The 26581-nt window shown below is 73.8% G+C and carries 25 protein-coding genes; 14 read left to right on the forward strand and 11 right to left on the reverse strand.

Going from position 1 to position 26581, the window contains the following annotated elements:
• Nucleotides 1-205: 205 nt before the first annotated feature.
• Entirely contained in the window at nt 206-649 is a 444-nt protein-coding gene (locus ABT300_RS14115) for an ATP-binding protein (protein ID WP_351674784.1), read from the reverse strand.
• A gap of 328 nt (nt 650-977) precedes the next feature.
• Here ABT300_RS14115 and ABT300_RS14120 point away from each other — a divergent pair, with 328 nt between their 5' ends.
• Together ABT300_RS14120 and ABT300_RS14125 are read left to right on the forward strand one after the other, a co-directional pair.
• Nucleotides 978-1199, forward strand: coding sequence for a hypothetical protein (locus ABT300_RS14120; protein WP_351674786.1), 222 nt, complete (start codon nt 978-980; stop codon nt 1197-1199).
• A 362-nt stretch (nt 1200-1561) separates the two neighbouring features.
• Entirely contained in the window at nt 1562-2017 is a 456-nt protein-coding gene (locus ABT300_RS14125) for a cyclic nucleotide-binding domain-containing protein (protein ID WP_351674788.1), read from the forward strand.
• Nucleotides 2018-2123: 106 nt separating this feature from the next.
• Here the strand turns inward: ABT300_RS14125 and ABT300_RS14130 are convergent, their stop codons facing one another.
• Entirely contained in the window at nt 2124-3428 is a 1305-nt protein-coding gene (locus tag ABT300_RS14130) for an MFS transporter (protein WP_351674790.1), read from the reverse strand.
• Between the two features lie 228 nt (nt 3429-3656).
• Nucleotides 3657-4271: a LysE/ArgO family amino acid transporter gene (locus ABT300_RS14135; protein WP_351674791.1), complete on the reverse strand. Its 615-nt coding sequence runs from the start codon at nt 4269-4271 to the stop codon at nt 3657-3659.
• Nucleotides 4272-4351: 80 nt separating this feature from the next.
• Between ABT300_RS14135 and ABT300_RS14140 the strand changes: the two genes are divergently transcribed.
• A complete protein-coding gene (locus tag ABT300_RS14140) occupies nt 4352-5275 on the forward strand; it encodes a LysR family transcriptional regulator ArgP (RefSeq protein ID WP_351674793.1) in 924 nt (307 codons plus the stop codon).
• 84 nt (nt 5276-5359) lie between these two features.
• On the opposite strand, the gene ABT300_RS14145 is transcribed toward ABT300_RS14140, so the two are convergent.
• Nucleotides 5360-6085 (reverse strand): TetR/AcrR family transcriptional regulator, encoded by a 726-nt coding sequence (locus ABT300_RS14145; RefSeq protein ID WP_351674795.1) that lies wholly within the window; start codon nt 6083-6085, stop codon nt 5360-5362.
• Nucleotides 6086-6258: 173 nt separating this feature from the next.
• On the opposite strand from ABT300_RS14145, the gene ABT300_RS14150 reads away from it, so the two are divergent.
• Nucleotides 6259-7476, forward strand: a complete 1218-nt coding sequence (locus ABT300_RS14150) for a saccharopine dehydrogenase family protein (protein WP_351674797.1) — start codon at nt 6259-6261, stop codon at nt 7474-7476.
• Between the two features lie 101 nt (nt 7477-7577).
• The gene (locus tag ABT300_RS14155) at nt 7578-7826 is read left to right on the forward strand and encodes a WhiB family transcriptional regulator (protein WP_351674798.1); all 249 of its coding nucleotides are present in this window, start codon (nt 7578-7580) and stop codon (nt 7824-7826) included.
• A gap of 36 nt (nt 7827-7862) precedes the next feature.
• Here ABT300_RS14155 and ABT300_RS14160 read toward each other — a convergent pair whose 3' ends face one another.
• From ABT300_RS14160 to ABT300_RS14175, 4 genes are read right to left on the reverse strand one after another with little or no spacing between them, the layout of a single operon-like run.
• Nucleotides 7863-9698, reverse strand: a complete 1836-nt coding sequence (locus tag ABT300_RS14160) for a sensor histidine kinase (RefSeq protein WP_351674799.1) — start codon at nt 9696-9698, stop codon at nt 7863-7865.
• Complete coding sequence (locus ABT300_RS14165) at nt 9695-10393, reverse strand: response regulator (RefSeq protein WP_351674801.1); 699 nt, start codon at nt 10391-10393, stop codon at nt 9695-9697. Before ABT300_RS14165 ends, ABT300_RS14160 begins: the two co-directional genes overlap by 4 nt.
• Before the next feature lie 17 nt (nt 10394-10410).
• Nucleotides 10411-11172, reverse strand: a complete 762-nt coding sequence (locus ABT300_RS14170) for a L,D-transpeptidase family protein (RefSeq protein ID WP_351674803.1) — start codon at nt 11170-11172, stop codon at nt 10411-10413.
• 59 nt (nt 11173-11231) lie between these two features.
• On the reverse strand, nt 11232-12650 hold the full coding sequence (locus ABT300_RS14175) for a M1 family metallopeptidase (RefSeq protein ID WP_351674805.1): 1419 nt from the start codon (nt 12648-12650) through the stop codon (nt 11232-11234).
• 153 nt (nt 12651-12803) lie between these two features.
• Here ABT300_RS14175 and ABT300_RS14180 point away from each other — a divergent pair, with 153 nt between their 5' ends.
• Complete coding sequence (locus ABT300_RS14180) at nt 12804-13163, forward strand: DUF488 domain-containing protein (RefSeq protein WP_351674807.1); 360 nt, start codon at nt 12804-12806, stop codon at nt 13161-13163.
• A 2-nt stretch (nt 13164-13165) separates the two neighbouring features.
• Here ABT300_RS14180 and ABT300_RS14185 read toward each other — a convergent pair whose 3' ends face one another.
• Together ABT300_RS14185 and ABT300_RS14190 are read right to left on the reverse strand one after the other, a co-directional pair.
• Nucleotides 13166-14839 (reverse strand): FAD-binding dehydrogenase, encoded by a 1674-nt coding sequence (locus ABT300_RS14185; protein ID WP_351674809.1) that lies wholly within the window; start codon nt 14837-14839, stop codon nt 13166-13168.
• A 53-nt stretch (nt 14840-14892) separates the two neighbouring features.
• Nucleotides 14893-15519: a TetR/AcrR family transcriptional regulator gene (locus ABT300_RS14190; RefSeq protein WP_351674811.1), complete on the reverse strand. Its 627-nt coding sequence runs from the start codon at nt 15517-15519 to the stop codon at nt 14893-14895.
• Between the two features lie 133 nt (nt 15520-15652).
• On the opposite strand from ABT300_RS14190, the gene ABT300_RS14195 reads away from it, so the two are divergent.
• The 3 genes from ABT300_RS14195 (at nt 15653) to ABT300_RS14205 (ending at nt 18422) form a co-directional block, all read left to right on the forward strand.
• Nucleotides 15653-16282, forward strand: coding sequence for an alpha-ketoglutarate-dependent dioxygenase AlkB (locus ABT300_RS14195; protein WP_351674813.1), 630 nt, complete (start codon nt 15653-15655; stop codon nt 16280-16282).
• A 145-nt stretch (nt 16283-16427) separates the two neighbouring features.
• A complete protein-coding gene (locus tag ABT300_RS14200) occupies nt 16428-17177 on the forward strand; it encodes an MBL fold metallo-hydrolase (RefSeq protein WP_351674845.1) in 750 nt (249 codons plus the stop codon).
• Nucleotides 17178-17186: 9 nt separating this feature from the next.
• On the forward strand, nt 17187-18422 hold the full coding sequence (locus ABT300_RS14205) for a DUF4032 domain-containing protein (protein WP_351674815.1): 1236 nt from the start codon (nt 17187-17189) through the stop codon (nt 18420-18422).
• Nucleotide 18423: 1 nt separating this feature from the next.
• On the opposite strand, the gene ABT300_RS14210 is transcribed toward ABT300_RS14205, so the two are convergent.
• A complete protein-coding gene (locus ABT300_RS14210) occupies nt 18424-19296 on the reverse strand; it encodes a universal stress protein (RefSeq protein ID WP_351674817.1) in 873 nt (290 codons plus the stop codon).
• A gap of 61 nt (nt 19297-19357) precedes the next feature.
• Here ABT300_RS14210 and ABT300_RS14215 point away from each other — a divergent pair, with 61 nt between their 5' ends.
• The 5 genes from ABT300_RS14215 to ABT300_RS14235 all read left to right on the forward strand — a co-directional run bounded on the left by ABT300_RS14215 (nt 19358) and on the right by ABT300_RS14235 (nt 26472).
• Entirely contained in the window at nt 19358-19714 is a 357-nt protein-coding gene (locus tag ABT300_RS14215) for a VOC family protein (protein WP_351674819.1), read from the forward strand.
• A gap of 144 nt (nt 19715-19858) precedes the next feature.
• The gene (locus tag ABT300_RS14220; RefSeq protein WP_351674821.1) at nt 19859-21535 is read left to right on the forward strand and encodes an NAD(P)/FAD-dependent oxidoreductase; all 1677 of its coding nucleotides are present in this window, start codon (nt 19859-19861) and stop codon (nt 21533-21535) included.
• Nucleotides 21532-23013, forward strand: coding sequence for an ATP-binding protein (locus tag ABT300_RS14225; RefSeq protein ID WP_351674823.1), 1482 nt, complete (start codon nt 21532-21534; stop codon nt 23011-23013). Before ABT300_RS14220 ends, ABT300_RS14225 begins: the two co-directional genes overlap by 4 nt.
• Complete coding sequence (locus ABT300_RS14230) at nt 23010-23363, forward strand: UBP-type zinc finger domain-containing protein (protein ID WP_351674825.1); 354 nt, start codon at nt 23010-23012, stop codon at nt 23361-23363. The genes ABT300_RS14225 and ABT300_RS14230 overlap by 4 nt, the downstream gene beginning before the upstream one ends.
• A gap of 118 nt (nt 23364-23481) precedes the next feature.
• Nucleotides 23482-26472: an ATP-binding protein gene (locus tag ABT300_RS14235; protein WP_351674826.1), complete on the forward strand. Its 2991-nt coding sequence runs from the start codon at nt 23482-23484 to the stop codon at nt 26470-26472.
• The last annotated feature ends 109 nt before the right edge of the window (nt 26473-26581 follow it).

The raw sequence follows: 26581 nt of genomic DNA on the forward strand, positions 1-26581 counted from the left end.
CGGTCATTTCAGGGACAGACGACGAGAGGGCTCCTGCCACCCGGGGCGCACGGGGCGCCCCGGGGCGGACATACCGCTCCCGACGGCGCGCCTCCGGTCCGAAGCACGAACCTCCGTCTGCCCTCCCCCCGGGGGCGCAAACTCCGCCTGCCCGAAACCCGTCGCGGAATCTCCGAGCCGTGCCCGGAGAGGACCGGCACGCGGGTCAGAACACGGGCACGACGGCCGTGACGCGCTTGCCGCCGGAGGGAAGACCGGCCACCCGGACGTCGCGGGCCAGCCGGCAGACGATCGGCCAGCCGCGGCCCCCCGCGCGCTGCCGTCCCCGTTCGTCGTACGGGTCGACGGCGACGGGCGGCCGGTCGCTGCGATCGCTGACGGAGACCCTCACGGCCCGGCCCTCCAGGTCGACGTCGAATCCCGTCATGCCGCCCCCGTGAAGGATGGCGTTGGTGGAGAGCTCCGAGGCGACGAGCAGCGCGTCGGAGAGGCCTTCTTCGTCGTAGGGGCATCCGGTGGCCCCGCATCGGGCGGCCACAGCCCGCCGTACGGCGTTGCGGACGTCGGCGGGTCGGCGCCGCTCGTGCTCCCCGCACCGGAAGGGGTCGTCCGGCGTGTCCACGAAGTCGGTGGAGTCGTTCGTCAGCATCCCTTTCGCTCCCCTGGCAGTTGCCGAGTCTCGGTGGCGGACGGTCGATGATCGACGGTCGTGATCGACGGTCGATGCGTGAGTGGTCGTGCAGGCGATTCCGCCGAGCCGCTGTTCTCGCGGCGGCCGGCGCGTCGCCCCTCGGGCCACGGCCTCGGCGGGGCGGGCGCCGGTGCGCTCGCGCCGGGCCGTCCGGGCGCCGCAGCGGCGGCCACGCCCCGTCGGCCCGCGCCGCACGTTCCTCTCCTCTCCGGCTGGCCGCCCCGCCCGCCGCCAAACCTCTCGGGCGGGGCGCAATCGTCCGCCTCGGCCGGGGTAGACGACGTACATGATGGATGTCGTGGACTCTGACGAACTGCTGCGCCGCATCCAGCGGGCCAGGACCTGCGCACAGGAGGAAGTGCGGGCCTGGCGGGCCCGGGGCGCGGATCTCGCGGACGCCGACGCGGACGGGGCGCGTGACGCCCGCACCCGGGGAATCGCCTACGAGGCCGTGCTCAGGGTGCTGGACGAGATCGTCACCCCGGGCCGGCCGGCCGAGGGCCGCTGACCGGACGGCGTCGACGAGGCCGCCGCCCGGACTACGCCAAGTGAGGCCGCCCGGACGGCAGATGAGGTGAAACAGGTCACGCAACCGGGTTTTTGGTGTGCCAAAACCCTTCGAATGGTTTACCGTTCATACACACGTGGTGGTCGGAGTCGACGCACTTCTCCTCCGCACCCCACGCGCTCGTACCGCCCTGGCTGGCTTCCCCCGTCCAGCCAGGGCTTTTCTCTGCCCTCAGCCGGAAAACCCCGTCCGCCGAGGTGCCCCCGGCGTCCCGAACGGCTGAAATGGAAGAGGCAAGCACCCTCAGACAGGCACCCCAGACACGCCCCCCCCCAGACGATCGTCGGCGAGAGGCTCGCGCCATGACCAGAGCGACCAAGCTGCTGACCGCCCTCCCCCCGCCTCAGCGCCAGCGCCTGATGGCCCTCGCCCGCGAGGTCTCCTTCCCCGAGGACGCCCGGATCTTCGAGGCGGGAGGCACGGCCGACCGCTTCTGGATCATTCGCTCCGGCGCCGTCTCGCTCGTCCAGCAGGTGACGTCGCTGCGCCGGGTGACCGTGGCCGGCCTGGGGTCCGGCGACCTGTTGGGATGGTCGTGGCTGTTCCCGCCGTACCGGTGGGACTTCGGCGCGGAGGCGTTCAGCCCCGTGCGCGCCTACGAGTTCGAGGCGCAGCCGGTGCTCAAGCTGTGCGAGGAAGACCCGGCGCTCGGCATGACGCTGGTGCGGCTCGTGGCCGAGATCCTCGCGCACCGGCTGGAGATGACCCGCGGCAAGCTCATGGAGCAGTACGGGACGCACCGGCGCGGAGTGCTGTAGCGGCACGCGCCGACAAAGGCCGTGGGGGGCAGACGGCGACGGGGTCCACCGCACCCCGTACGCGACCCGCCCCATGGCCCGGAAGCCCGGGAGCCCGGGAGCTGGATCAGATGCGGTACCGGCGCAGTGCGGGCAGCGCGGCCGCCAGGCCCAGCATCGCCGCGACCACCAGCAGTCCGCCTCCCGTCACGGCCGCGCGGGGCCCGAAGGCGGCGCCCGCCGTGCCGTGCAGCACGTCGGCCAGGCGCGGGCCGCCCGCCACCACCACCGTGAACACGCCCTGCATGCGCCCGCGCATCTCGTCGGTGGCCGCCGACAGCAGGATCGCCCCGCGGAAGACCATGGAGACCATGTCGGCGACGCCGGCACAGGCCAGGAACAGCACGGCGAGCCACAGGCTGCCGCTCAGCCCGAAGCCGGCGATCGCCGCGCCCCACGCGACCACCGCGCCGATGACCATCCAGCCGTGCCGACGCGCACGGGAGAACGTGCCGGACAGCAGCCCGCCCGCCACCGCGCCGACGGGGATCGCCGCGAACAGCAGGCCGAGGGCGAGCCCCTCGCCGTAGGGGGCGTAGGTCTCGGCGGCGAGCTGCGGGAACAGGGCGCGCGGCATGCCGAAGACCATCGCGATGACGTCGGCGAGGAAGGACAGCAGCAGCACCTTGTGCAGGGCTATGTAGCGGAATCCCTCCGCGATCTCCCGGATCCCCGCGCGCCGGACCGTCGCGGTCGCCGTCGGCGGCAGCGCGGGCAGGCGGACCACCGCCCACAGGGTCACGCAGAGCGCGACGGCGTCGAGGAGGTACAGCTCCGGGAGGCCGACGACGGGAATCAGGGCGCCGGCGAGCAGCGGGCCCGCGACCAGCCCGGTCTGCATGACGGTCGAGCCGAGGGCGTTGGCGGCGGCCAGTTCGTCGGCGGGGACCAGCCGGGCGATGGAGGCGTTGCGAGCCGGCGCGTTCAGACCGAAGAAGGCCTGCTGGGCGGCGAGCAGCACCATCAGCACGGCCACGGAGTCGAGGCCCGCCGCCGCCTGGAGCCAGAACAGCACCGACGTCACGGCGATGCCGCTGTTGGTGACCAGCAGCAGCTTGCGCCGGTCGACGGTGTCGGCGACCGCGCCGCCCCACAGCGCGAACAGCACCATCGGCGCCAGTCCGGCGAGGCTCGCGTAGCCGACCCAGGCGGAGGAGCCGGTGATGTCGTAGATCTGCTTGGGCACGGCGACGGCGGTGAGCTGACTGCCCACCGCCGTGACGACGGTGGAGGACCACAGCCGCCGGTAGGCCGGCCGGCGCAGCGGGCGCGTGTCCATCGCCCAGCGGCGCCAGCCGCGCCGGGGACGGTCCCGCGGGCTCGGGTCGGCCTCCTCGGCCTCGGGTGCGGTGCTGCTCTCGCTCGTGTCCACGCGAATCCTGGTTGCTCGATACATCTTTCTGGTCGGGGGCCACTATCCCAGCACCTGGCGGGGTTCTGCCGCACTTTGGACGGACGATCTCATTGCCCGGACGGCGTCGTTCGTCCGACGCCCGCGCTTCCCCCGCCTCGGCCGGCCGACGCGGAGCCGTCTCGACCGACCGGCGCGGAGCCGTCTCGACCGACCGGCGTGAGCCGCCCCGGCCGGGCTGCGCGCGGATCAGGCCCCCGCGACGAGCGTCACGCCGAGGACGATCATCGTGGCGGCGACCAGGCCGTCCAGGACGCGCCAGGCCGAGGGCCGGGACAGGAAACGGCTGAGCAGCCGCGCCCCGAAGCCCAGGGCGGCGAACCAGCACACGCTGGCGAGCGCGGCCCCGAGGCCGAACGTCCAGCGCAGCGGGCCGCGGTCGGCGGCGACGGAACCGAGCAGGAAGACGGTGTCGAGGTAGACGTGCGGGTTGAGCCAGGTCATCGCCAGGCAGGTGAGGACGGCACGCCGCCGGGAGCCCACCGGGTCGCCCGCGGCCGCCAGCCCGCCCGAGGGCCGGAACACCCGCCGGGCCGCCAGCGCCCCGTAGCCGACGAGGAACAGGCCGCCGATCCAGGCGACCGCGGTCAGCGCGCCCGGCCAGGCCGTCACCAGCGCTCCCACTCCGCCCACCCCCAGCGCGATGAGCAGGGCGTCCGAGAGGGCGCAGATCCCGACGACGGCGAGGACGGCCTCCCTCCGGATCCCCTGGCGCAGGACGAAGGCGTTCTGGGCGCCGATGGCGACGATGAGCGAGAGACCGGTGCCGAACCCGGCGGTCGCGGCGGCGAGAGCGTGGGACATGCCGTCCACGCTAGGGAAGCGATCACCGCGCGTACAGCTAAAGATTCTTACGTATCATTAGCGCTCGTGATGACGACGTGATGACGGACCTGCCCCTCGACCAGGTGCGGACGCTGCTCGCCGTGGTGGACGAGGGCACCTTCGACGCGGCCGCGGCCGCGCTGCACGTGACGCCGTCGGCGGTCAGCCAGCGGGTGAAGGCCCTGGAGCAGCGCACGGGCCGCGTACTGCTGCTGCGCACCAAGCCGGTGCGGGCGACGGAGTCCGGGGAGATCGTTGTGCGGTTCGCCCGGCAGCTGGCCCGGCTGGAGCGCGACACGCGGACCGAGCTGGGCATGAGCGCACAGGGCGAGCCCACCCGGGTGACCGTCGCGGTCAACGCCGACTCCCTCGCCACCTGGTTCCTGCCCGCCCTGTCCCGGTTGCCGCCGGAGCCGCAGCTGTGTTTCGAACTGCACCGCGAGGACGAGACCCGTACGGCTGAGCTGCTGCGCGAGGGGCTGGTGATGGCCGCGGTGACCTCGTCGCCCGACGCGGTGACCGGCTGCTCCGTCCGCGCGCTGGGCACGATGCGCTATCTGGCGGCCGCCAGCCCGGAGTTCGCGGCCCGCCATCTCGACGACGGCCCGCTGCGCGAGACCCTCCCCCGGGCGCCCGTGATGACGCTGGACCGCAGCGACGACCTCCAGGACGCCTTCGTGCGCGGTCTGCGGCGCGGGGCGGGCGGCGCGAGCACCCTGCGCCACGCCGTGCCGACCTCGGAGGGCTTCGTGACCTCGGTCGTCGCGGGCCTGGGCTGGGGCATGATCCCCGAGGCGCAGGCCGAAGCGCCGCTGCGGGCGGGCCGACTGCTCTCCCTCGCCCCCCGACGTCCCCTCGACGTCCCCCTGTACTGGCAGCAGTGGCGGCTCGACTCGCCCGCGCTGGCCGCGGTCGCGGACGCCGTGGCGGCGACGGCGACCGAGGCCCTGCACCCTCCCCGCCGGGACGCACCACAGCACTAGCCGACGACGACAGCGACGGCAGCGGCAGCGGCAGCGACGGCAGTGCAGGAGAGGCCGACCGCATCGGGGACGGCCGGCGGGCTCTCAGGGGGCGGCGGGCCGGTTCGCGCGGAGGGCGGCCAGCCGGGTCTGCGCGCTGTCCAGCAGCATCTCCAGTGCCGTCGGGTACGCGCTCGTCACCATGCGGGTCGACAGCAACGCGGCCGCCTCGGCGATCCGGGGGTGGGTCTCGGCGGGCAGCCGGGCGTAGGTCGAGCGCCACATGGCGTCGTCGGCGCGCTGCGCGGCCGGCGGCAGCGCCAGGGCCGCGGCGTCCAGGGCGGCGAAGGCCAGGGTCTGGTCGATGAAGGCGTGATAGATCCGCACGGTCTCCGGCAGCGGGAAGCCGGCCGTGCGCAGCACGTCCAGCACGGCCTCGTCGGCGGCGAGTTCGCTCGGCCGGCCGGTCACCCGGCTCGTGGTGAGCTGGGCGGCCTGCGGGTGGGCGACGTAGGCGGCGTGGATGCGCAGGCCGACGGCGTGCAGGTCGGCCCGCCACTCCCCCGTCGGCCGCCAGCCGCGCAGCGCCTCGCCGATGAGTGCGTCGCCGATGGCCAGCGTGAGGTCGTCCATGCCCCGGAAGTAGCGGTAGAGCGTGCTGGGGTCGCAGTCGAGGGCGAGGCCCAGGCGACGGGCGGTGAGTCCGGCGCTGCCGTGCTCGCGCAGCAGCCGCAGGGCGGCCTCGACGATCAGCCGCTCGGACAGCACGGCGCCGCTGCGGGTGGGCCGGCGTCTGCGCCGTCTCTCCTCGGGCACGACCTGCTTGGCCATACGTCCCGCACGCTCCCTCCGGCCTGTCTGCGGCCTGTCGCCGTCCTGCTCCCGGTCTCCGGGCCCATCCTTATGCCAACGCCATTGACCTTACGTGAGCCCCGGGCGTTGTATCGGCGCCGGGCCCCGCTTCGCACACGTCCTTCTCAGGTTCAGCCGAGGGAGTTCTTCTCATGCGTGTCCTGCTCGTAGGCGCCGGCGGTGTGGGCACCGCCGTCACCCGCATCGCCGCCCGCCGTCCGTTCTTCGAGGCGATGGTCGTCGCCGACTACGACCCCGCCCGCGCCGCGGCCGCCGTCGCCGCTCTCGACGGCGACGAGCGGTTCCTCGCCGAGCGGATCGACGCCGCCGACGAGGCGGCCGTGGCCGCCCTGCTCGCGCGCCACCGCTGCGACGTCCTGCTGAACGCCACGGACCCGCGGTTCGTGATGCCGCTGTTCGGCGCGGCGCGCACCGCCGGCGCCACCTATGTCGACATGGCGATGTCGCTGTCCCGCCCGCACCCGGAGCGCCCGCACGAGGAGTGCGGCGTCAAGCTCGGCGACGCGCAGTTCGCCGAGGCCGACGACTGGGCCGCCGCCGGCGCACTGGCGCTGGTCGGCATGGGCGTCGAGCCGGGCCTCTCGGACGTCTTCGCCCGGTACGCGGCCGACGAGCTCTTCGACGAGATCGAGGAGATCGGCGTCCGCGACGGCGCGAACCTCACCGTCGAGGGCTACGACTTCGCTCCGTCCTTCAGCATCTGGACCACGATCGAGGAGTGCCTGAACCCGCCGGTCGTCTACGAGGCCGACCGCGGCTGGTTCACCACCGCGCCCTTCAGCGAGCCCGAGGTGTTCGACTTCCCCGAGGGCATCGGACCGGTCGAGTGCGTCAACGTGGAGCACGAGGAGGTGCTGCTCGTGCCGCGCTGGGTGAAGGCGGACCGGGTCACCTTCAAGTACGGCCTGGGCGCGGAGTTCGTCGAGACGCTGAAGACCCTGCACCGCCTGGGACTGGACCGCACCGCGCCGGTGACCGTGCCGAGCGCGCAGGGACCGGTTCAGGTCTCGCCCCGGGACGTGGTGGCGGCCTGCCTGCCCGACCCGGCGACGCTGGGCGGGCTCATGCACGGCAAGACCTGCGCGGGCACCTGGGTGCGCGGCGTCAAGGACGGGGCGCCCCGCGAGGTGTACCTGTACCACGTGGTCGACAACCAGTGGTCGATGGCCGAGTACGGCAGTCAGGCCGTGGTGTGGCAGACGGCGGTCAACCCGGTGGTCGCCCTCGAACTGCTCGCCACGGGCGCCTGGTCGGGGGCGGGCGTCCTCGGGCCCGAGGCGTTCCCGGCCCGCCCCTTCCTCGACCTGCTCACGGAGTACGGCTCGCCGTGGGGGCTGCGGGAACAGTGAACGGCTTTCCGGGCGCGCCCTGTTTCACCTACGCCTCGCCGGTGACCCGAACAGGAGCAACCATCCGGAACATCACAGACGAGAGATCACAGGTGACTTCGATGGACGACTGGCGACAGCACGCCGCGTGCCGCCGCGAGGACCCGGACCTCTTCTTCCCGATCGGAACCTCGGGCCCGGCACTGATGCAGGAAGAACAGGCGAAGACGGTCTGCAGGCGCTGCCCCGTGCAAGAGGCGTGCCTCGAATGGGCCATGGAGACCGACCAGACGCTCGGGGTGTGGGGCGGCACGAACGAGACCGAACGCCGGGCCCTCAAGCGGCGCGTCAAGGCACGACGCAGTTCGTGACCGCGAACGCGGTCCGGACGGCCGGGCCTTGACGCCTCAGCCGTCGCCCGGCGGCGGCGCGGCCGGAAGCCGCAGGGTGAACACGCTGCCCTCGCCCGGGGTGCTGGCCGCTTCGATCGCGCCTCCGTGGGCGTCCGTCAGCTGGCGGACGATCGACAGCCCCAGCCCGCTGCCGCCGGTGCGCCGGCTCCGCGACTTCTCCGCCCGCCAGAACCGCTCGAAGACGTGCGGCAGATCCTCGGGGGCGATGCCCGAGCCGGTGTCGGCGACCTTCAGCACGACCCGGTCGCCGTCCCGGCGGGCGGTCAGCGTGACCGAGCCGTCGGCCGGGGTGTGGCGCACGGCGTTGGCGACGAGGTTGCCGAGGACCTGCCGCAGCCGCACCGGGTCGGCGTCCAGCCAGACCGCGTCGTCGGTCGCGGTGCGCAGCGCGACCCCGGCGGTGTCGGCCGCCACCCGGTGTGCGGCGGCGACCTGGGCGAGGAGATCGTCGGCGGGCACCGGTTCGCGGTGCAGCACCAGGGTTCCGGCGTCGGCCGCGGCGAGGTCGCGCAGGTCGTCGATGACCCGTTGCAGGACCAGCGCCTCCTCGTGCAGCGCGCCGAGCAGCTCGGCGTCGGGTTCGACGAGCCCGTCGCGGGTGACCTCCAGCCAGCCGCGGATGTTGGTGAGCGGACTGCGCAGTTCGTGGGCGACGTCGGCGACGAGGGCCTTGCGCTGCGCCTCCAGCCGTTCCCTGCGTTCGGCCAGGTCGTTGAAGGCCTCGGCGAGGATGCCGGTCTCGTCCCGCGTCGTGACGGGCACCCGTGCGTGCCGGTCCGGGGGCTGCTGAGCGGCCTCCGTCAGGGCCCGCAGCGGGCGGACGAGACGGGTGGCGACGAGGGCGCTCACCGCGACGGTGACGGCCAGCACCAGCCCTGCCACGCCGACGACCTTCGCCTTGTTGGCAGGCGACATGTCCCAGCGGGTCTGGCCGCCGGTGTCCCCGCCGCCCAGGAAGAGTTCGGCGGCCGGAGCCACGTATGGGTCGAGCTGGACACGGCGGGCTTCGTCGAGGCAGGTCTGCGCCGCCCGCATCCCCTTGGCGTCGCGCGCCTTGGCGACCACGGGCCCGGGGGTCGCGTCCCGGCCGAGGGCGCCGGGCGCGCCGGGGCCGAAGAACAACGGCGTCGCGGGATCCAGGCCCGCGCGGGTCAGGCAGCCGGCCGCGTGCCCCTGGAGCGCGGTCAGAGCCTTCTCCTCGGTGGGCATCGCGCCGTTGAGCCGGCCGTCCGCGCACTCGTCGGGCACATAGCCGGACGAGGTCGCGCCGTCGGCGTCCTCGACCACGGGCCGGCCGCTCGGGGTCCGCGTGAGGGTCGTCTCGATGCCGAAGCGGGCGAAGCACTTCTGCCGGTCGCGGGCGCTGGCGTCGAGCTCGTCGCGTTCACCGGCGGTGAGCCGGTAGGGGCCCACCGCCCGCGGATCGGTGCCGCTGAGCTGGGCGCCGCGCTCGGTGTACGTGTCGGTGCGCAGCGGGTCGACGGCGGCGGCGGCGCGCGGCGGGAGCGACGTGCCCCGCGGCGCCGAGTCCGCGAGGGGGACGCGGTCGGTCGTGGTGAGGGCGATGCGTCTGCCGGTCCTCGCGGACAGCTGGCTGACCGTCTGCTGGACGCCGGTCCACTCGGGGTGGGTGGCCGCGTAGCCGCTGAGCTGCGCGAGGATGTCCATGTCGTCGGCGAGCGCCTGGCCCTGTTCCTCGCGCAGTGCGCGGGTGGTGGTGGTCACCGCGAGCCAGGCCGTCGCGGCGACCGAGCACACGGCGATCAGGACGGAGGCGCTCAGCAGCCGCACCAGCAGGCGTTTGCGCAGGGGTATCCGGGTGCGGTTCACGGCCGGCCGCCGCTCAGCTTGTAGCCGACGCCGAACACGGTGAGCAGCCGCACGGGCTTGCGCGGGTCGGCCTCGACCTTGCGACGCAGGTTCATGATGTGCACGTCGACGGCCCGTTCGGTGGAGGAGCGGTCGAAGCCGCGGGTGCACTGGAGCAACTGCCGCCGGGAGAAGACCCGTTCGGGTTCCGCGGCCATCGCCAGCAGGATCTGGAACTCGGCCGGTGTGCAGTCCACCGGCTCGCCCTCGCAGCGCACCTCGTGCCGCTCCGGGTCGACGGCGAGCCCCGCGGCCCGTACGACGGCGTCGTCCCGCCGGTCGGCGCCGGCCCGGCCGCTGCGCCGCAGGACGGTGCGGATGCGGGCCATCAGCTCGCGCGGGCTGTACGGCTTGGTCATGTAGTCGTCGGCGCCCAGCTCGAGGCCGAGCAGGAGGTCGTCCTCGGCGGCGCGCGCGGTCAGCATCAGCACCGGGACGTCGTCGCCCTGCCGCAGCACCCGGCACACCCCGAACCCGTCGACGACCGGCAGCATGAGGTCGAGGACCACGAGGTCCGGCCGGTCCCGTCGCACCGCCTCCAGCGCGGCGGAGCCGTCGTGCACGACGGTGGCGGTGTGGCCCTCGGCGAGCAGCGAGCGGCGGATGAGCTCGGCCTGCATCGCGTCGTCCTCGGCCACCAGTACATGAGCGCACACGCGACTACTCCGTTTTCTCAGCGGGCCAGAGAGGCATGGTCGCCCATGACGACCACGGGGTGCAGGGCGGGGTCGAGGGCGCGCAGCAACTCCTTCATGTGGCGCTCGGCGACGCTCACGCATCCGTGGGTGGGGCCGCCGTGGTCGACGTGGAGCCAGATCCCGCCGCCGCGGCCCGCGCCGAGCGGGCGGGTCCAGTCGAGCGGGGAGACGCCGGGCGTGCGGTTGTAGTTCACGGCGATCACGTAGTCGAAGGAGCCTTCCAGTGACTCGCCCTCGAATCCGGTGCCCGGTGAGCGAAAGCCCCTGCCCTGATCGTAGGGAAGTCGTGTGCCGGGGTCGGGCAGCAGGCCGCCGGCGTCGGTGAGGCCGTAGACGCCGATCGGCGAGCGCAGGTCGCCGCCCATGTGGTGGTCGCTCCAGCCGCGCAGGGCGTTGTGCGCGGGCCAGCGCTCGCCGGCCTGCCAGCCGGCCTCGGTGCGCCGGTAGAGGACGACGGTGGAGAGCGGGGAGTTCTCGCCGGCGCCGGTCACCACGACCGCCTGCCGGGCGTCGTCCGGCACCTGGGACCAGGTCTTCGGTCCCAGGCCCGGTATGCGCTGCGGCACGGTCCGGGCGGCGGCCGCGGGTGCGGGGGCGCTCGGCGCGGGGCTCACCGCGGCCGGGGCGTCGTCGGCCCCGGCTCCGTCGAGGGCCGCGGCGCCGCCGCATCCGGTGAGCAGGAGGGACGCGGCGAGCAGCGCGGCACGGCGTCGGAGCCGAGGCTGGTTGGCGATCATGGGTCGACTCTCGCCGACAGGTGTGTGGAACTCGTCAGGTTGCGGGCTCTGTTCGTCGACTACGGCCTTGCGGGCTTGCCCCGGCCGTACAGCCAGGTGCGGAAGAGGTCGCCGAGGTCCTTGCCGGAGACCCGCTCCGCGAGGCGTTCGAACTGGGCCGTGGTGCCGTGGCCGTCGCGGTGTGCGGCCGCCCAGGCGCGCAGGATGCACAGGAAGGCGCGGTCCCCGACCGTGGTGCGCAGGACCTGCAGGGTCATGGCGCCGCGCGCGTAGACGGGGGTGCCGAAGATGTTCGCGCCGCTGCCGGGGTCGCCGGGCGGGAACGCCCACAGCTCGTCGGTCGCCGGGAGGGCGTACAGGTCGTCGAAGCTCTTCTGGGCGCTGTCGCCGCCGTGCTGCTCGGCGTAGAGCCACTCGGCGTAGGTGGCGAAGCCCTCGTTGAGCCAGATGTCCTTCCAGGAGGTGAGGGAGACGGAGTCGCCGAACCACTGGTGGGCGCTCTCGTGGACGAGGGTGCTCAGGGAGGGGGCCCGGTCGTACACCGGCCGGGTCTGGGTCTCCAGGGCGTAGCCGACGTTCGGGGCGTGGTCGACGATGGCGCCGGCGGCGCGGAAGGGGTAGGGCCCGAACAGCCGGCTCTCCCACTCGAGCACGGAGGGCAGTTTCTTCACCACCGGCGCGGCGGCCGCGGCCTCGCGCGGGTCGACGGCGTTGTACACCTGGAGTCCGTCACGGGTGGTGTACTGCTCGACCTTGAACTTTCCGACGGTCGCGGTGGCGAGGTAGGCGGCCATCGGTTCCTTCTGCCGCCAGCGGTAGGTCGTCGTGCCGTGCGCGGTGCGGCGGCCGACGAGGACGCCGTTGGCGACCGCCGCGCGGTCGGCGGGGACGGTGATGGCGAAGTCGTAGGAGGACTTGTCGAGCGGGTGGTTGTTCGCCGGGAACCAGGTCATGGCGCCCTGCGGTTCGCCGGCGACGAAGGCTCCGTCGTCGGTGGGGATCCAGCCGTCCAGGGAGCCGTCGGGGTCGGTGACCGGGCCGGGCGTGCCGTTGTAGGCGACGGTGATCTGGAACCGCTCGCCCTTGCGCAGGGCGCGCTTCGGGGTGACGACGAGCTCCTGGCCCTGTCGGCGGTGCGTCGCCTTGACGTGATCGACCGTCAGGCCGGTCACCTTCAGCCCCTGGAAGTCGAGGTCGAAGCGGGTCAGGCGCTGGGTGGCGCGGGCGGTGAGGACCGCCTTGCCGTCGAGGTGGCGGCTGCGGGGGTCGTAACGGAGGGTCAGGTCGTAGTGAGTCACGTGGTAACCGCCGTTGCCGGCGAGCGGGAAGTAGGGGTCGCCGACGCCGGCCGTGCCCGTCGGGCCGGCCGCCGTGGCGGGACCGGCCGCCGCGAGCAGCGCGGCCACGGCGACGGGGACGGTGGCGGCGACGGCTTCGCGGCGCAGCAGGGCGGTGGCGCGTCTGCGGGGCTGTGTCACGTGCGCTCCTGGGGGGGGGTGGCCTGTGATCAATCGTCCTCAGACTAGGACGGGAGGCCGCGGTCTTCCCCCTCATTCAGGTCAAGCCGAGCGGTCTCCTCGAGCGTCCTGGGCCTACGATCGACACGATCCGCCTACCCGAGGACGGCCGCCATGAAGGTCCGCGTACGTCGCGTCTACGATCCGCCCGAGCCGCAGGACGGTGTGCGGGTGCTGGTCGACCGGCTGTGGCCGCGCGGGGTGTCCAAGGAGGCGGCCCGCGTCGACGAGTGGCCGAAGGGTCTGACCCCGTCCACGGAACTGCGCCGTTGGTATCACGCGGGCGAGGGCTCGCACGAGGAGTTCGCCCGTCGTTACGAGGCGGAGCTCACCGCGCCGGAGGCGTCCGAACTCCTCGATCATGTGCGTGAGTTGACGAAGAAGGGCCCGGTGACTCTGCTCACCTCCGCGAAGTCCCCGGAGCAGAGCCACACGGCGGTGCTGGTCCGCCTGTTGACGGCGGACCAGCCCTGACGTCAGCCGGTCTGCTTCGCCGCGGCCCGGCCGGCGGCCCGCCCGGAGAAGAGGCAGCCGCCGAGGAAGGTGCCTTCGAGGGCGTTGTAGCCGTGGACGCCGCCGCCTCCGAAGCCGGCCACCTCGCCCGCCGCGTACAGCCCCTCGACGGGCTGCCCGTCGGCGCCCAGGGCGCGTGAGTCGAGGTCGGTCTGGATGCCGCCGAGCGTCTTGCGGGTGAGGACGTGCAGCTTGACGGCGATCAGCGGGCCGGCCTCGGGGTCGAGGACGCGGTGCGGGGTGGCGACGCGGCCGAGGCGGTCGCCGATGTAGCGGCGGGCGTTGCGGATGCCCTGGATCTGGGCGTCCTTGCTGTAGGGGTTGGCCATCTGCAGGTCGCGGGCCTCGATCTGCCGGCGCAGGCCGTCCACGTCGAGCAGCGGCTTCCCGGTGAGCGCGTTCATCTTCTCGACGAGCTCGTCGAGGGTGTCGGCGATCACGAAGTCCGCGCCGTGATCGAGGAACGCCTGCACCGGCGCCGGGGCTCCCTTGCCGAGCAGTCGGTCGCGCAGCACGGCCCGGCGGTCCTTGGCGGTGATGTCGGGGTTCTGCTCGGAGCCCGACAGCGCGAACTCCTTCTCGACGATCCTGCGGGTGAGGATGAACCAGGAGTGGTCGTGGCCGGCGATGTCCTCGGTCGTGCGCAGGTGTCTGAGCGTGCCGAGGGTGTCGTAGCCGGGCAGGCACGGGTCGGGCAGCCGGCGGCCGAGGGCGTCGAACCACAGGGAGGACGGGCCGGGCAGGATGCGGATGCCGTGGCCGGGCCAGATGGGGTCCCAGTTCTGGATGCCCTCGGTGTAGTGCCACATGCGGTCGCGGTTGACCAGCCGGACACCGGCCTCGGCGCTGATGTCGAGCATCCGACCGTCGACGTAGGCGGGCACGCCGGTCACCATCTCGGCGGGGGGCGTGCCGAGCCGCGCGGGCCAGTGGCGTCGCACGATGTCGTGGTCGGCGCCGATGCCGCCGCTGGTGACGACGACGGCTCGGGCGGTCAGCTCGAAGTCGCCGATCGGTTCGCGGTTGGAGGCGACGCCGCGCGCGGAGTCGTCGGGGGCGAGGACCGTGCCGCGCACGCCGCGGGCGGCGCCGTCCTCGATGACCAGCTCGTCCACGCGGTGGCGGTGGTGGAAGGTCAGCAGTCCGTCCCGGGCGGCCTGCTTGGCGTACCGGACGAACGGATCGACGACGCCGGTGCCCGTCCCCCACGCGACGTGGAAACGGGGCACGGAGTTGCCGTGCCCGTCGGCGCGCAGATCGCCGCGTTCGGCCCAGCCCACGGTCGGCACGAAGGAGATCCCGTGCCCGGCGAGCCAGCTGCGCTTCTCCCCCGCCGCCCACTCCACGTAGGCGCGCGCCCAGCGCACCCCCCAGGAGTCCTCGTCCTCGGTCCGGTCGAACTGCGCGCTGCCCTGCCAGTCGTTCCAGGCGAGGTCGAAGGAGTCCTTGATGCCGAGGCGGCGCTGCTCCGGGGAGTCGACGAGGAAGAGCCCGCCGAAGGACCAGAACGCCTGGCCGCCCAGGTTGGCGGCGTTCTCCTGGTCGACCAGGGCGACCCGCCGGCCTCTGCTGGTGAGTTCGTGCGCCGCGACCAGGCCGGCGAGGCCCGCTCCGACGACGATGACGTCCGCGTCCATGGCGACCGTTGCCCTTCTGTCCGAGTCTTTGTGCGAGGTGGTGTGCGTGGGGGTCAGGCGTGGTGTCCGCTGCCGTCGGTCAGCAGCGCGGTGAGCAGTTGCCTGAGCCAGGCGCGGGCGCTGTTCACGTCCTTGTCCAGCAGCAGTTGGGTGGTGACGCCGTCGTAGGCGGCGACCACCGCGCGGGCGGCGCAGTCGACGTCGCCGAGCACGGCGGGCAGGGGGGTGTGGCCGCGGGCCCGGGACAGCCGGTCGGCGATCGCGCGGCGCAGCCGGGCCCGGTGCGCGAGCAGGGTCTGCGCGACGGCCGGGTCGCGGGCGGCGTGCACCAGGAAGTCCGTCTTGACCAGCAGCCAGTCGAGGTCGAGGAGGAGCACCTCGGTGACGCGGTCCACGGACGCCGGCACGTCGAGGTCGGGCCCGTCGCCGGCGAGGGCGTCGGCGACCTGCCGGGCGATGACCTCCGCACGCTCCTGGTAGAGGGCGAAGAACAGTTCGTCGAGGCTGCCGAAGTTGGAGTAGAAGGCGCCCCTGCTGTAGCCGGCCGCGTCGCAGACCTCCTCGATGGAGACCCGGCCGAAGCCCTTGGCGGCGAACACGGCGAACGCGGCGTCGAGCAGGTTGGCGCGGGTGCGGACACGGCGCCGGGTGACGCGTCCCGCCGTCTGCTGCACCGCCATGACCGCACCTCCGTTCGATACGTGAATGTATCCGATACACCGATGTATCGAAAGGGGTCGCCGTCCGCACCCGCCCTCTGCTCCCAGACGCATCGCTACGAACAGGTTTTCGATTAGGGCGTACGCTGGAACCATGACCGCGCACCACCTCCAGGGCTCCCTCTTCGACCAGACCGACGAACTGCGCCTCGGCCCCCTCGACGGGCTGCGCCGCACCGTGCTCGGCGCCGGCGCCTGGATCGACGTGCTGCCGGGCTGGCTCACCGGCTCGGACACCCTGTTCGAACACCTCGCGGCCGAGGTCCCCTGGCACGCCGAGCAGCGCAGGATGTACGACAACGTCGTCGCCGTGCCCCGCCTGCTCGCGTTCTACGCGGAGCGCGAGGCGCTGCCCCACCCCGTGCTGGAGGAGGCCCGCCAGGCGCTCTCGGACCACTACGCCGCGGAACTGGGCGAGCCGTTCGTCACCGCCGGGCTGTGCCACTACCGCGACGGCCGGGACAGCGTCGCCTGGCACGGCGACCGGATCGGCCGCGGCGCCGTCCGGGACACGATGGTCGCCATCCTCTCCGTGGGCTCCCCGCGCGACCTGCTGCTGCGCCCCGCGGGCGGGGGCGAGGCGGTGCGGCGCCCGCTCGGCCACGGCGACCTGATCGTGATGGGCGGCTCCTGCCAGCGGACCTGGGAGCACTGCGTCCCCAAGTCCGGCCGTGCCGCGGGGCCGCGCATCAGCGTCCAGTTCCGCCCTCGCGGAGTGCGATGACGCCGGGCACGTGAGCAGGGCGCCCACCACGGACGAGGCCGCCGCCCCGCGGGTGCGCACGACTCGGAACCCCACCGTCCGCATGCGCCGGGCGATCTGCTTTGCTGTCCCCGTCGAGCACCAACCTCCAGGACACGGGACGGCCATGCGGGCAGACGTACGGCAAGTGGCGGACGGCACCTACCTGGTGCACGGCTCACACACCAACTGGGTGATCCTCTCCGAGGGGGACGCCTTCACCCTGATCGACACCGGCTACCCGGGCGACCGCGAGCGGGTCCTCGACTCCCTGGCGGCGGTGGGCGGCTCTCCCGAGGCGCTCTCGGCCGTGCTGATCACCCACGCCCACAACGACCACCTGGGCTCCGCCGAGCACCTGCGCTCGGTGTACGGCGTCCCGGTCTATCTGCACGAGGCCGAAGTCCCGCACGCCCGACGGGAGTTCCTCCAGCAGGTGAGCGTCGGGGCGATCCTGCGGAACGCCTGGCGGCCCGGCGTCGTGCCGTGGCTGGCGCACGTGGTGCGCTCGGGCGGCGCCGAACAGCACCCGGTCACCGCGCCCGAGGCGTTCCCCGTCGCCGACGGCCCGCTCGACGTGCCCGGCCGCCCGGTCCCCGTGCACACCCCGGGTCACACCGACGGGCACACGGTGTACCACCTGCCGCAGGCCGGGATCGTCGTCTCCGGCGACGCGCTGGTCAGCGGTCACGCGACGTCACGGGTGAAGGGGCCGCAGCTCCTGCCGGACATGTTCCACCACGAGCGAGCCCGGGCGGTCGCCTCGCTCGACGTGATCGGCGCTCTGGAGGCCGACCGGCTGCTGCCCGGCCACGGGCCGCTGCACGAGGGGTCCGTGCGGGCGGCTGCCGAGCTGGCCCGCGAACGCGCCGTCTAAGGTCAGGCCATGGCTTTGCAGATCAGCGCCACCAACCCGGAGCACCCGGCACTCCTGCTGGAGCTGCCCTGGCACCTGCCCCTGGAGGAGTGGCCCGACGAGGTCCTCGTCCCGCTGCCGCGCGGCATCTCCCGTCACGTGGTGCGCTATGCCCGGGCCGGCGACGAGGTCATCGCCGTCAAGGAGCTCGCCGAACGGCCCGCGCTGCGCGAGTACGAGCTGCTGCGCGACCTGGACCGGCTCGGCATCCCCTCCGTCGACCCGCTGGCCGTGGTCACCGGCCGCACCGACCCGGCCGGGGATCTGCTGGAGCCGGTGCTGATCACCCGCCATCTGGGCGGTTCGCTGCCGTACCGCTCGATGTTCGAGACGACGATGCGCCCGGCGACCATGCACCGGCTGATGGACGCCCTCGCCGTGCTGCTGGTGCGGCTGCACCTGGCCGGTTTCGCGTGGGGCGACTGCTCGCTGTCCAACACGCTGTTCCGGCGGGACGCGGGCGCCTACGCCGCCTACCTCGTGGACGCCGAGACCGGCGACCTGCACCCGCAGCTCAGCCCTGGCCAGCGCGACTACGACCTCGACCTCGCCCGGGTCAACATCAGCGGCGAGCTGCTCGACCTGGAGGCCTCGGGGGCGCTGCACCCCTCCGTGGACCCGATCGAGTTCGGCACCGAGATCTGCCGCCGCTACGGGGCGCTGTGGGAGGAGCTGACCCGCACCTCGGTGTACCCGGCGGGCAAGTACCACTACATCGAGCACCGCATCCGCCGGCTCAACGAGCTCGGCTTCGACGTCGCCGAGATGCAGATCGAGCACTCCTCCAACGGCGACTCGGTCGCCTTCGTGCCGAAGGTCGTGGACGCCGGCCACCACCAGCGCCAGCTGCTGCGCCTGACCGGCCTGGACACCGAGGAGAACCAGGCCCGGCGGCTGCTCAGCGACCTCGAGAGCTGGATGGCCACCCAGGACGACTACGCCCCGGGCGACCCCCTCGCGGCCCGCCCGGAGGTGCTGGCGCACCGCTGGGTGCGGGACGTGTTCCGGCCCACCGTGCGCGAGGTCCCCCTCGAACTGCGCGGCTCCATGGACCCGGCGGAGATCTACCACGAGCTCCTGGAGCACCGCTGGTACCTCTCGGAGCGCGCGCAGCACGACATCGGGCTCGACACGGTGGTCGCCGACTACATCAAGAACATCCTGCCCAAGGCACGCGAGACGCTGGAGCCGACGCTCCCGGAGTGAGTCAGCCCTGCGGCACGACGGCCACCGGGCAGTCCGCGTGGTGCAGGACGCCGTGCGCCACCGAGCCGATCCTGGCGCCCACCGCCGTGCGGTGGGCGCGTCGGCCGACCACCATCAGCTGCGCCCGGCCGGACACCGAGAGCAGCACCTGCCCGGCGCTGCCCATCTCCACGTGCTCCACCACGGGCACCTGCGGGAACCGCTCCCGCCACGGCTGCAGCGCCTCGCTCAGCGCCTTCTTCTCGTACGGCTCCAGGCCGCCGGCCTCGTCGAGGAGCTTGAGCGAGCCGGGGCTGTAGGCGAACACGGGCGGCAGGGTCCAGGCCCGCACGGCCCGCACGGCCGCGCCCCGGGCCGCGGCCGTCTCGAAGGCGAAACGCAGTGCGGGGGCGCTGTCCTCGGGGTCGCCCTGCTGACCGACGACGATCTCCTGGCCGCCGGCCTCCGCCGAGGCCCGGTCGCCCGCCCGCACCAGCACCACCGGGCGCGTCGCCTCGGCGATCACCTGCTGGCCCACCGAGCCCAGCAGGAACCCGACGACCGGTCCGTGCCCGCGGGAGCCGAGCACCAGCAGCTCCGCCTCCGCCGCCGCGGCGACCAGCGTCTCGACGGGTGCGCCCTCGCACACGTCGGTGACGACGGCCAGTGCGGGGTGCCGTTCGGCGATCTCGGCGACGGTGCGCTCGGCCGCGTCGCGCACCCAGCGTTCCTGCGCGTCCCGGTCGGCCACGTCCTGCGCCGCGTTCGGCTGGAACCGCCACGCGTGCACCACCCGCAGCTCCAGGTCGCGCCGGACGGCCTCGCGGGCCGCCCAGGCGAGCGCCGCCACGCTCTCGTCCGTCCCGTCGACCCCTGCCGTGATCGGGCCCGTCATCCCGCCGCCTCCTCGTGTCGTGATCACATCCGTCCGCTCCAGTCTTCCCTAAGCTGCGGGCATGACCTTGGAGTGGGAGCAAGTGATCGTCGACGCGGCCGACCCGGTGGCGCTCGGACGCTGGTGGGCGGCGGCGCTCGGCTGGGTCGTGGTCGACGAGTCGCCCGACGAGTACGAGATCAGACCGGAGCGGGACCGGCTGCCGGGCCTGCTGTTCGGCCGGACGCCGGATGCGAAGACGGTCAAGAACCGGCTCCACCTGGACTTCCGGCCGGACGACCGGGACGCCGAGGTCGCCCGTCTGCTCGCGCTGGGCGCCCGGCACGCGGACATCGGCCAGGGCGAGCAGCCGTGGGTGGTGCTGGCGGACCCGGAGGGCAACGAGTTCTGCGTGCTGGCAGCGCGACGCACGCCTTGACCGTGCGCGCCCCGCACTGTGCCGGCAGTGCACGGCCCGCCGGCAACTCCGAGCGAACCCCGTCGATCGAACATACGATGGGCACAGCCGGCGCGGGCTTCGCCGTGCCGCGACGACAGACGACCCTTTCGGGGTGGGAGACGCATGGCACAGGCCGCCGATTCGGCGCGGACCGTCATCCTGACCGTGGACGACGACCCGGGGGTATCCCGTGCCGTCGCCCGTGACCTGAGGCGCCGCTACGGCGCCTCGTACCGGATCGTGCGGGCCGAGTCCGGGGAGTCCGCGCTGGAGGCGCTGCGGGAGCTGAAGCTGCGCGGCGACCTGGTGGCGGTGATCCTGGCCGACTACCGGATGCCGCAGATGAACGGCATCGAGTTCCTCGAACAGGCGCTGGACGTGTACCCGGGCGCCCGGCGGGTGCTGCTGACGGCGTACGCGGACACGAGCGCGGCGATCGACGCGATCAACGTCGTCGACCTGGACCACTATCTGCTGAAGCCGTGGGACCCGCCGGAGGAGAAGCTCTACCCCGTCCTGGACGACCTGCTGGACGCCTGGCGCGCCAGCGACTACCGGCCGGTGCCCGCCACGAAGGTCGTCGGGCACCGCTGGTCGGCACGGTCCTCGCAGGTGCGGGAGTTCCTGGCCCGCAACCAGGTGCCCTACCGCTGGTACTCCGCCGACGAGCCCGAAGGGCAGCGGCTGCTGGCCGCGGCCGGCGTGGACGGGCAGCGGCTGCCGCTGGTGGTCACCGCGGAGGGCGCCCCCCTGATCGAGCCGGACGCGCCCGAGCTGGCCGCCCAGGTGGGCCTGGCGACCACGCCGACGGCCGAGTTCTACGACCTCGTGGTGATCGGCGGCGGCCCGGCCGGGCTGGGCGCGGCCGTGTACGGGGCCTCCGAGGGACTGCGGACGGTGCTCGTGGAGCGGTCGGCGACCGGCGGACAGGCCGGGCAGAGCTCCCGCATCGAGAACTACCTGGGCTTCCCGGACGGGGTCTCCGGAGGCCAGCTCACCGAGCGGGCACGCCGCCAGGCCGCCAAGTTCGGCGCGGAGATCCTCACCGCGCGCGAGGTGACCGGGCTCGAGGTCAACGGGTCGGCGCGGGTCGTCCGCTTCTCGGACGGCTCGGCGGTGGCCGCGCACAGCGTGATCCTCGCGACGGGCGTGTCCTACCGGCAGCTGGCCGCCCCGGGCTGCGACGACCTGACGGGCTGCGGGGTGTTCTACGGGTCCGCGCTCACCGAGGCCGCCGCCTGCCAGGGGCACGACGTGTACATCGTGGGCGGCGCCAACTCCGCGGGTCAGGCGGCGATGTACCTGTCGCGGGGCGCCAAGTCCGTGACGCTGCTGGTGCGCGGGGAGTCCCTGGCGGCGTCGATGTCGCACTACCTGATCCAGCAGATCGAGGAGGCGCCGAACATCTCGGTGCGCGCCAGGACCGTCGTCGAGAGCGCGCACGGGGAGGGGCGCCTGGAGCAGCTGACGCTGCGGGACGTGACCACCGGGCAGAGCGAACTCGTCGACGCGCAGTGGATGTTCGTGTTCATCGGCGCGGCCCCGCTGACCGACTGGCTGGACGGCACGGTGCTGCGCGACGAGCGCGGGTTCATCCTCGCCGGCCCCGACCTCACGCCGGACGGGCGGCCGCCGGCGGACTGGGAGCTGGACCGGCCGCCGTACCACCTGGAGACCAACATCCCCGGCGTGTTCGTGGCGGGCGACGCACGCGCCGAGTCCGCGAAACGGGTCGCGTCCGCCGTCGGAGAGGGAGCCATGGCCGTGATGCTCGTCCACCGTTACCTGGAGCAGTCGTGAGCGGGCGGCTGATGCCGTGCAGCCCGGCCGAGATCAGTTCGCTGTTCCTGTTCGAGAAGCTCTCCCCCGACCAGCTGGGTCGACTGTGCGGCGAGGGGCGGGTGGAGAAGTTCGAGCCGGGCCCGGTGTACACCGAGGGCGACCCGGCGACCTGCTTCTACGTGATGATCGAGGGCACAGTCGTGATGTACCGCCGGGTCGGCGGGGACGACATCGAGGTCAGCCGCACCTCCCAGCGCGGGGTGTACGCCGGGGCCATGCAGGCCTACCTGGGCGACCGGGTGCCGCAGGTCTACCAGAACTCGATGCGGGTGACGGAGCCGACGAGGTTCTTCGTGCTGCCCGCCGAGTCGTTCTCGGCGGTCATGCAGGAGTGGTTCCCGATGGCGGCGCACCTGCTGGAAGGGCTGTTCTTCGGTTCGAAGAACACCCAGCGGGCCATCGGGCAGCGCGAACGGCTGCTGGCGCTGGGCTCGCTGTCGGCGGGCCTCACACACGAGCTCAACAACCCGGCGGCGGCGGCCGTGCGGGCCACCGCCACGCTGCGCGAACGGGTGGCGAAGATGCGGCACAAACTGGCCGTGATCGCCTCCGGCGGGTACGAGCCGGAGGCGCTGACCCGGCTGATCGAGATCCAGGAGCGCACGGCCGAACTGGTCGCCAAGGCGCCGAGCCTGAGTCCGCTGGAGGCCTCCGACCGGGAGGACGCGCTCACCGACTGGCTCGACGACCACGGTCTCCCCGAGGGCTGGCGGATCGCGCCGACCTTCGTGCAGGCCGGACTCGACGTGGACTGGCTGGAGCAGGTGGCGGCGGCCGTCGACGAGGACATCCTGCCCGGCGCGATCGGGTGGCTCAACTACACCGTCGAGACCGAGCTGTTGCTGGACGAGATCGGCGACTCGACCAACCGCATCTCCCATCTCGTGGACGCCGCCAAGCAGTACTCCCAGCTCGACCGCGCCCCCTACCGGGTCGTCGACGTCCACGAACTCCTTGACAGCACCTTGCTGATGCTCGGCGGCAAGATCGGCCGGCGCATCCAGGTCGTCAAGGACTACGACCGGACGCTGCCGAGGATCCCCGCCTACCCGGCGGAGCTCAACCAGGTGTGGACCAACCTCGTCGACAACGCCGTGTTCGCCGTCGACAGCGCCGGCGGCGAAGGCACGTTGACGGTGCGGACCGCACGGGAGGGCGACCGGCTGCTGGTGGAGTTCCGCGACACCGGGCCCGGCATCCCGGCGGACATCCGGGGCCGGATCTTCGACCCGTTCTTCACCACCAAGCCGGTCGGCGAGGGCACCGGTCTGGGCCTCGACATCTCCTGGCGGATCGTCGTCAACAAGCACCACGGCAGCCTGCACGTCGAGTCCGCGCCGGGCGACACCCGCTTCCAGGTCCTGCTGCCGCTGACCGCCCCCGATCCCGGCGCCGACGGCGGCCCGGACCTTGAGACCTCCGAGGAGCCCGTATGACCGACGTGGACGGCATCGACCCGAGCGTCCCGCCCAGCGGCGCCGGCTGCGTCGACTGCGACGCCGCGGGCGGCTGGTGGTTCCACCTGCGGCGCTGCGCGAGCTGCGGGCACGTGGGCTGCTGCGACTCCTCCCCCGCGCAGCACGCCACCGCCCACTACAAGACCACCGGGCACCCCCTGGTACGCAGCTTCGAGCCGGGCGAGGAGTGGTTCTGGGACTACTCCTCGGACGAGCTCTACGAGTCGGGGCCGGAACTGGCCCCGCCGGTCAGCCACCCCGCCGACCAGCCGGCGCCGGGGCCGGCCGGGCGGGTCCCGCAGGACTGGGCGCGATCGCTGCACCGCTGACGCGGGCGGGCCCTCGCTGGCGCCCCCGGGTCGTCGCTCCCGGCGGCTCCGGGGCCGCTCCCGCCCTCCGTCCCTGGTCGCGGCGCTCGTCGAAGCCGGCGCGTGCCAGGATGGAGGCGTGTCGCAGACCGTGTTCAGCACTCCGTTCATCGGCCGGGAAGAGGAACTGGCCCGGCTCTTCGGCGTGCTGGAGCGCGCCCGCGACGGCGAGGCGCGCGCCGTGCTGCTCGCCGGGGACGCGGGCGTCGGCAAGACGCGCGTGCTCGGCGAGGTCGCCGCAAGGGCCGTGGAGTCCGGCCTGACGGTGCTGACCGGCCACTGCGTCGACCTCGGCGACGTGGGCCTGCCCTATCTGCCGTTCACCGAGATCCTGGGCGCGCTGGCGGCCGACGAGCGGTTCGCCGCGGTCCTGGGCGCGCATCCGCTGGTCGGCCGGCTGCTGGGCGCGGGCTCCGGCACGGCGCCGGACGACGGGGACCGGGCCCGCGCGACCGGCGGAGAGGGCCGGCTGCGGCTGTTCGAGGGGATGGCGGCGCTGCTCGCCGACCTGTCGCGGGTCGCTCCGGTGCTTCTCGTCCTGGAAGACCTGCACTGGGCCGACCAGTCCTCCCGGGACCTGCTGCGCTTCCTGCTCAGCCGCGGGTTCCTGCAGCGGCCCGCGGGCGACGGACGGGGCCACCGGCTGGCGGTGCTGGCCTCCTACCGTGCGGACGACCTGCACCGCAGACATCCGCTGCGCCCGCTGCTGGCGGAGCTGGTACGGCTGCCGGCCGTGGACCGGATGGAACTGCGGCCGCTGGCGGACGCGGAGGTGACCCGCCTGGTGCGGTCTCTGGAGGAGCGCCCGCTGCCGGACGCCACGGTCCGCGGGATCGTGGCGCGCGCGGAGGGCAACGCCTTCTACGCGGAGGAGCTGTCCACCGCCGCCGGCGCGGAGGCCGGCGGGATGCCGAGCGGACTGGCCGATCTCCTGCTCATCCGCGTCGAGCAACTCCCCGAGGCCGCACAGCAGGTGCTGCGCACGGCCGCCGTCGCCGGCCGCCGGGTGGAACACGCCCTGCTGCGGGACGCGATGGACCTGCCCGACGACGAGCTGGAGTCGGCGCTGCGCGAGGCCGTCGGCCGCCGGCTGCTGGCCGCGGGCGACGACGGCACGTACGCCTTCCGGCACGCGCTCGCGCGCGAGGCGGTCTACGCCGACCTGCTTCCGGGCGAACGGGCCCGGCTGCACGGCGCGTTCGCCCGGCTGCTGGACGGCCGGGGCCGGCGCGCCGAGACGGCGGCCGAGCGGGCGCACCACTACCGGGAGAGCCACGACCTGCTCGAAGCCCTCACCGCCTCCCTGGAGGCCGCCGACCACGCCCAGCACGTCGGCGCGCCCGCCGAGGAACTGCGGCATCTGGAATCCGTCCTGGACCTGTGGGAGTCCGTGCCCGCCGAAGCCCTGCCGTCCGGCGAGGGCGACGACCGGGTCACGCTGACGCTGCGCGCCTCGGCGGCCGCCGCGCACGCCGGGGAGCCGCACCGCGCGGTCTCGCTGACCCGGGCCGCGCTGGCGGGCGTCGGCCAGGACACCGACGCCGAACTGGCCGCCCGGGTGCGGTACACGCTCGCGGGCACCCTGATCAACGTGGACAGCCTGAAGGCCGCCTTCGCCTACAGCAGCGAGGCGCTGGCCATGATCCCCGCCGACCCGCCGTCGTCCACGTGGGTGTGGGCGGCCGCCACGCATGTCCTGGCCGCGCGTCAGGTCGGCGACTTCGCCACCGCGCTCGAGGTCGCCCGGCGGGCCCTCGGCGTCGCCGAGCGGCTGGACCTGACGGACGCCCGGGCCGATCTGCTGGTCTCGCTGGCCAACCTCGAGGGCGACGGCCGCCGCTCCCCCGAGGGCCGGGCCCGCTTGAAGGAGGCGCGTGAGCTGGCGCTGCGCGGCGGCAACGCCTCCGTGGAGATGCGCGCCCTGTTCACCCTGGCCATGGGCGCGTACGAGGCCGGGGAGCCGCAGGAGTGCCTGCCGTGGCTGGCGGAGGGCCTGGACCGGGCCCGCCGCGCCGGGCTGCTGAACTCCCCGTACCCGCTGGAGATGCGCTATCTCCAACTGCTCGTGCTGTACACCCTGGGCCGCTGGGACGAGTGCCTGCGCACGGCGGCCGCCGATCTCGCGGTGCTGCCCGCATCGGGCGGCTTCGCGGTCGGCCCCGCGTTGTACGTGGCGCTCGCGCGCGGCGAGCGCGCCGCCGTCGAACGGGCCCGGGGCTTGCTCGAAGGGAGCTTCGACTGGATGGCGACGCTCGTCGCGGCCATCGTGCTGACGGACGCGGCGGCGACGGCCGGCGACCCGGAGGCGGCGGTGGCGCGGCTGCGGTCCTCGGTGGAGTCGCTCACGGACGAGGCGGGGACGCGCCCCGACGCCACCGTGCGGCTCACCGCGCTCGCCCTCCCGGCCGTGGCCGACGCGGCCGCCGAGGCGCGACGCGCCGGTGACGAGGCGACGGCCGGCCGCTGGGCGGCCGTGGCCGCCGAACTCCTCGAACCCGCCCGTGCGGTGGCCCTGCGCGGCGGTACCGGCGTGCCGCAGGGGCCGGAGGGGCACGCCTGGCTGGCCCGCGCCGAGGCCGAGTGCGCCTGGGCCGCCACGGGACCGGACCCGGCGCTCTGGGCGCAGGCGGTGGCGGCGTTCGGTCAGGGCGACGTGTACGAACTCGCGCGGTGCCGGCTGCGGTACGCGCAGGCCCTGCTCGCGGCGGGCCGTCGCGAGGAGGCCGCCGTCGAGGCCGGCGGCGCCCGGGAGACGGCCGTCCGGCTGGCGGCCGGCCCGCTGCGGGAGCGGGCGGACGCCCTGATCCGGCGCGGCGGTCTCGCCGAGGGACCGGCCGGCGCCGGGGACCGTCCGACGTCGCTGACGGCGCGGGAGCAGGAGGTGCTGCGGCTGCTCGGCCTCGGTCGCAGCAACCGGCAGATCGGCGAGGAGCTGTTCATCAGCGGCAAGACGGCGAGCGTGCACGTCTCCAACATCCTCGCCAAGCTCGGTGCGGCGAGCCGTACGGAGGCGGTGGCGATCGCCTACCGCGAGGGGCTCCTGGAACCGCGGTCCGGCGCGCCGGACTGAGCCCCGCACGGCCGCGGTGCGGGTTGACCTGCGTGGCGGCGCCGGGTGAGGGTGCGAGGACACGAAGAGTCAAGGCGCGGTCCGGCCGACGCCGCCCGCGCCGGAAGGG

This window comes from Streptomyces sp. NPDC001027 (assembly GCF_040299045.1).
Taxonomy (GTDB): Bacteria; Actinomycetota; Actinomycetes; order Streptomycetales; family Streptomycetaceae; genus Streptomyces.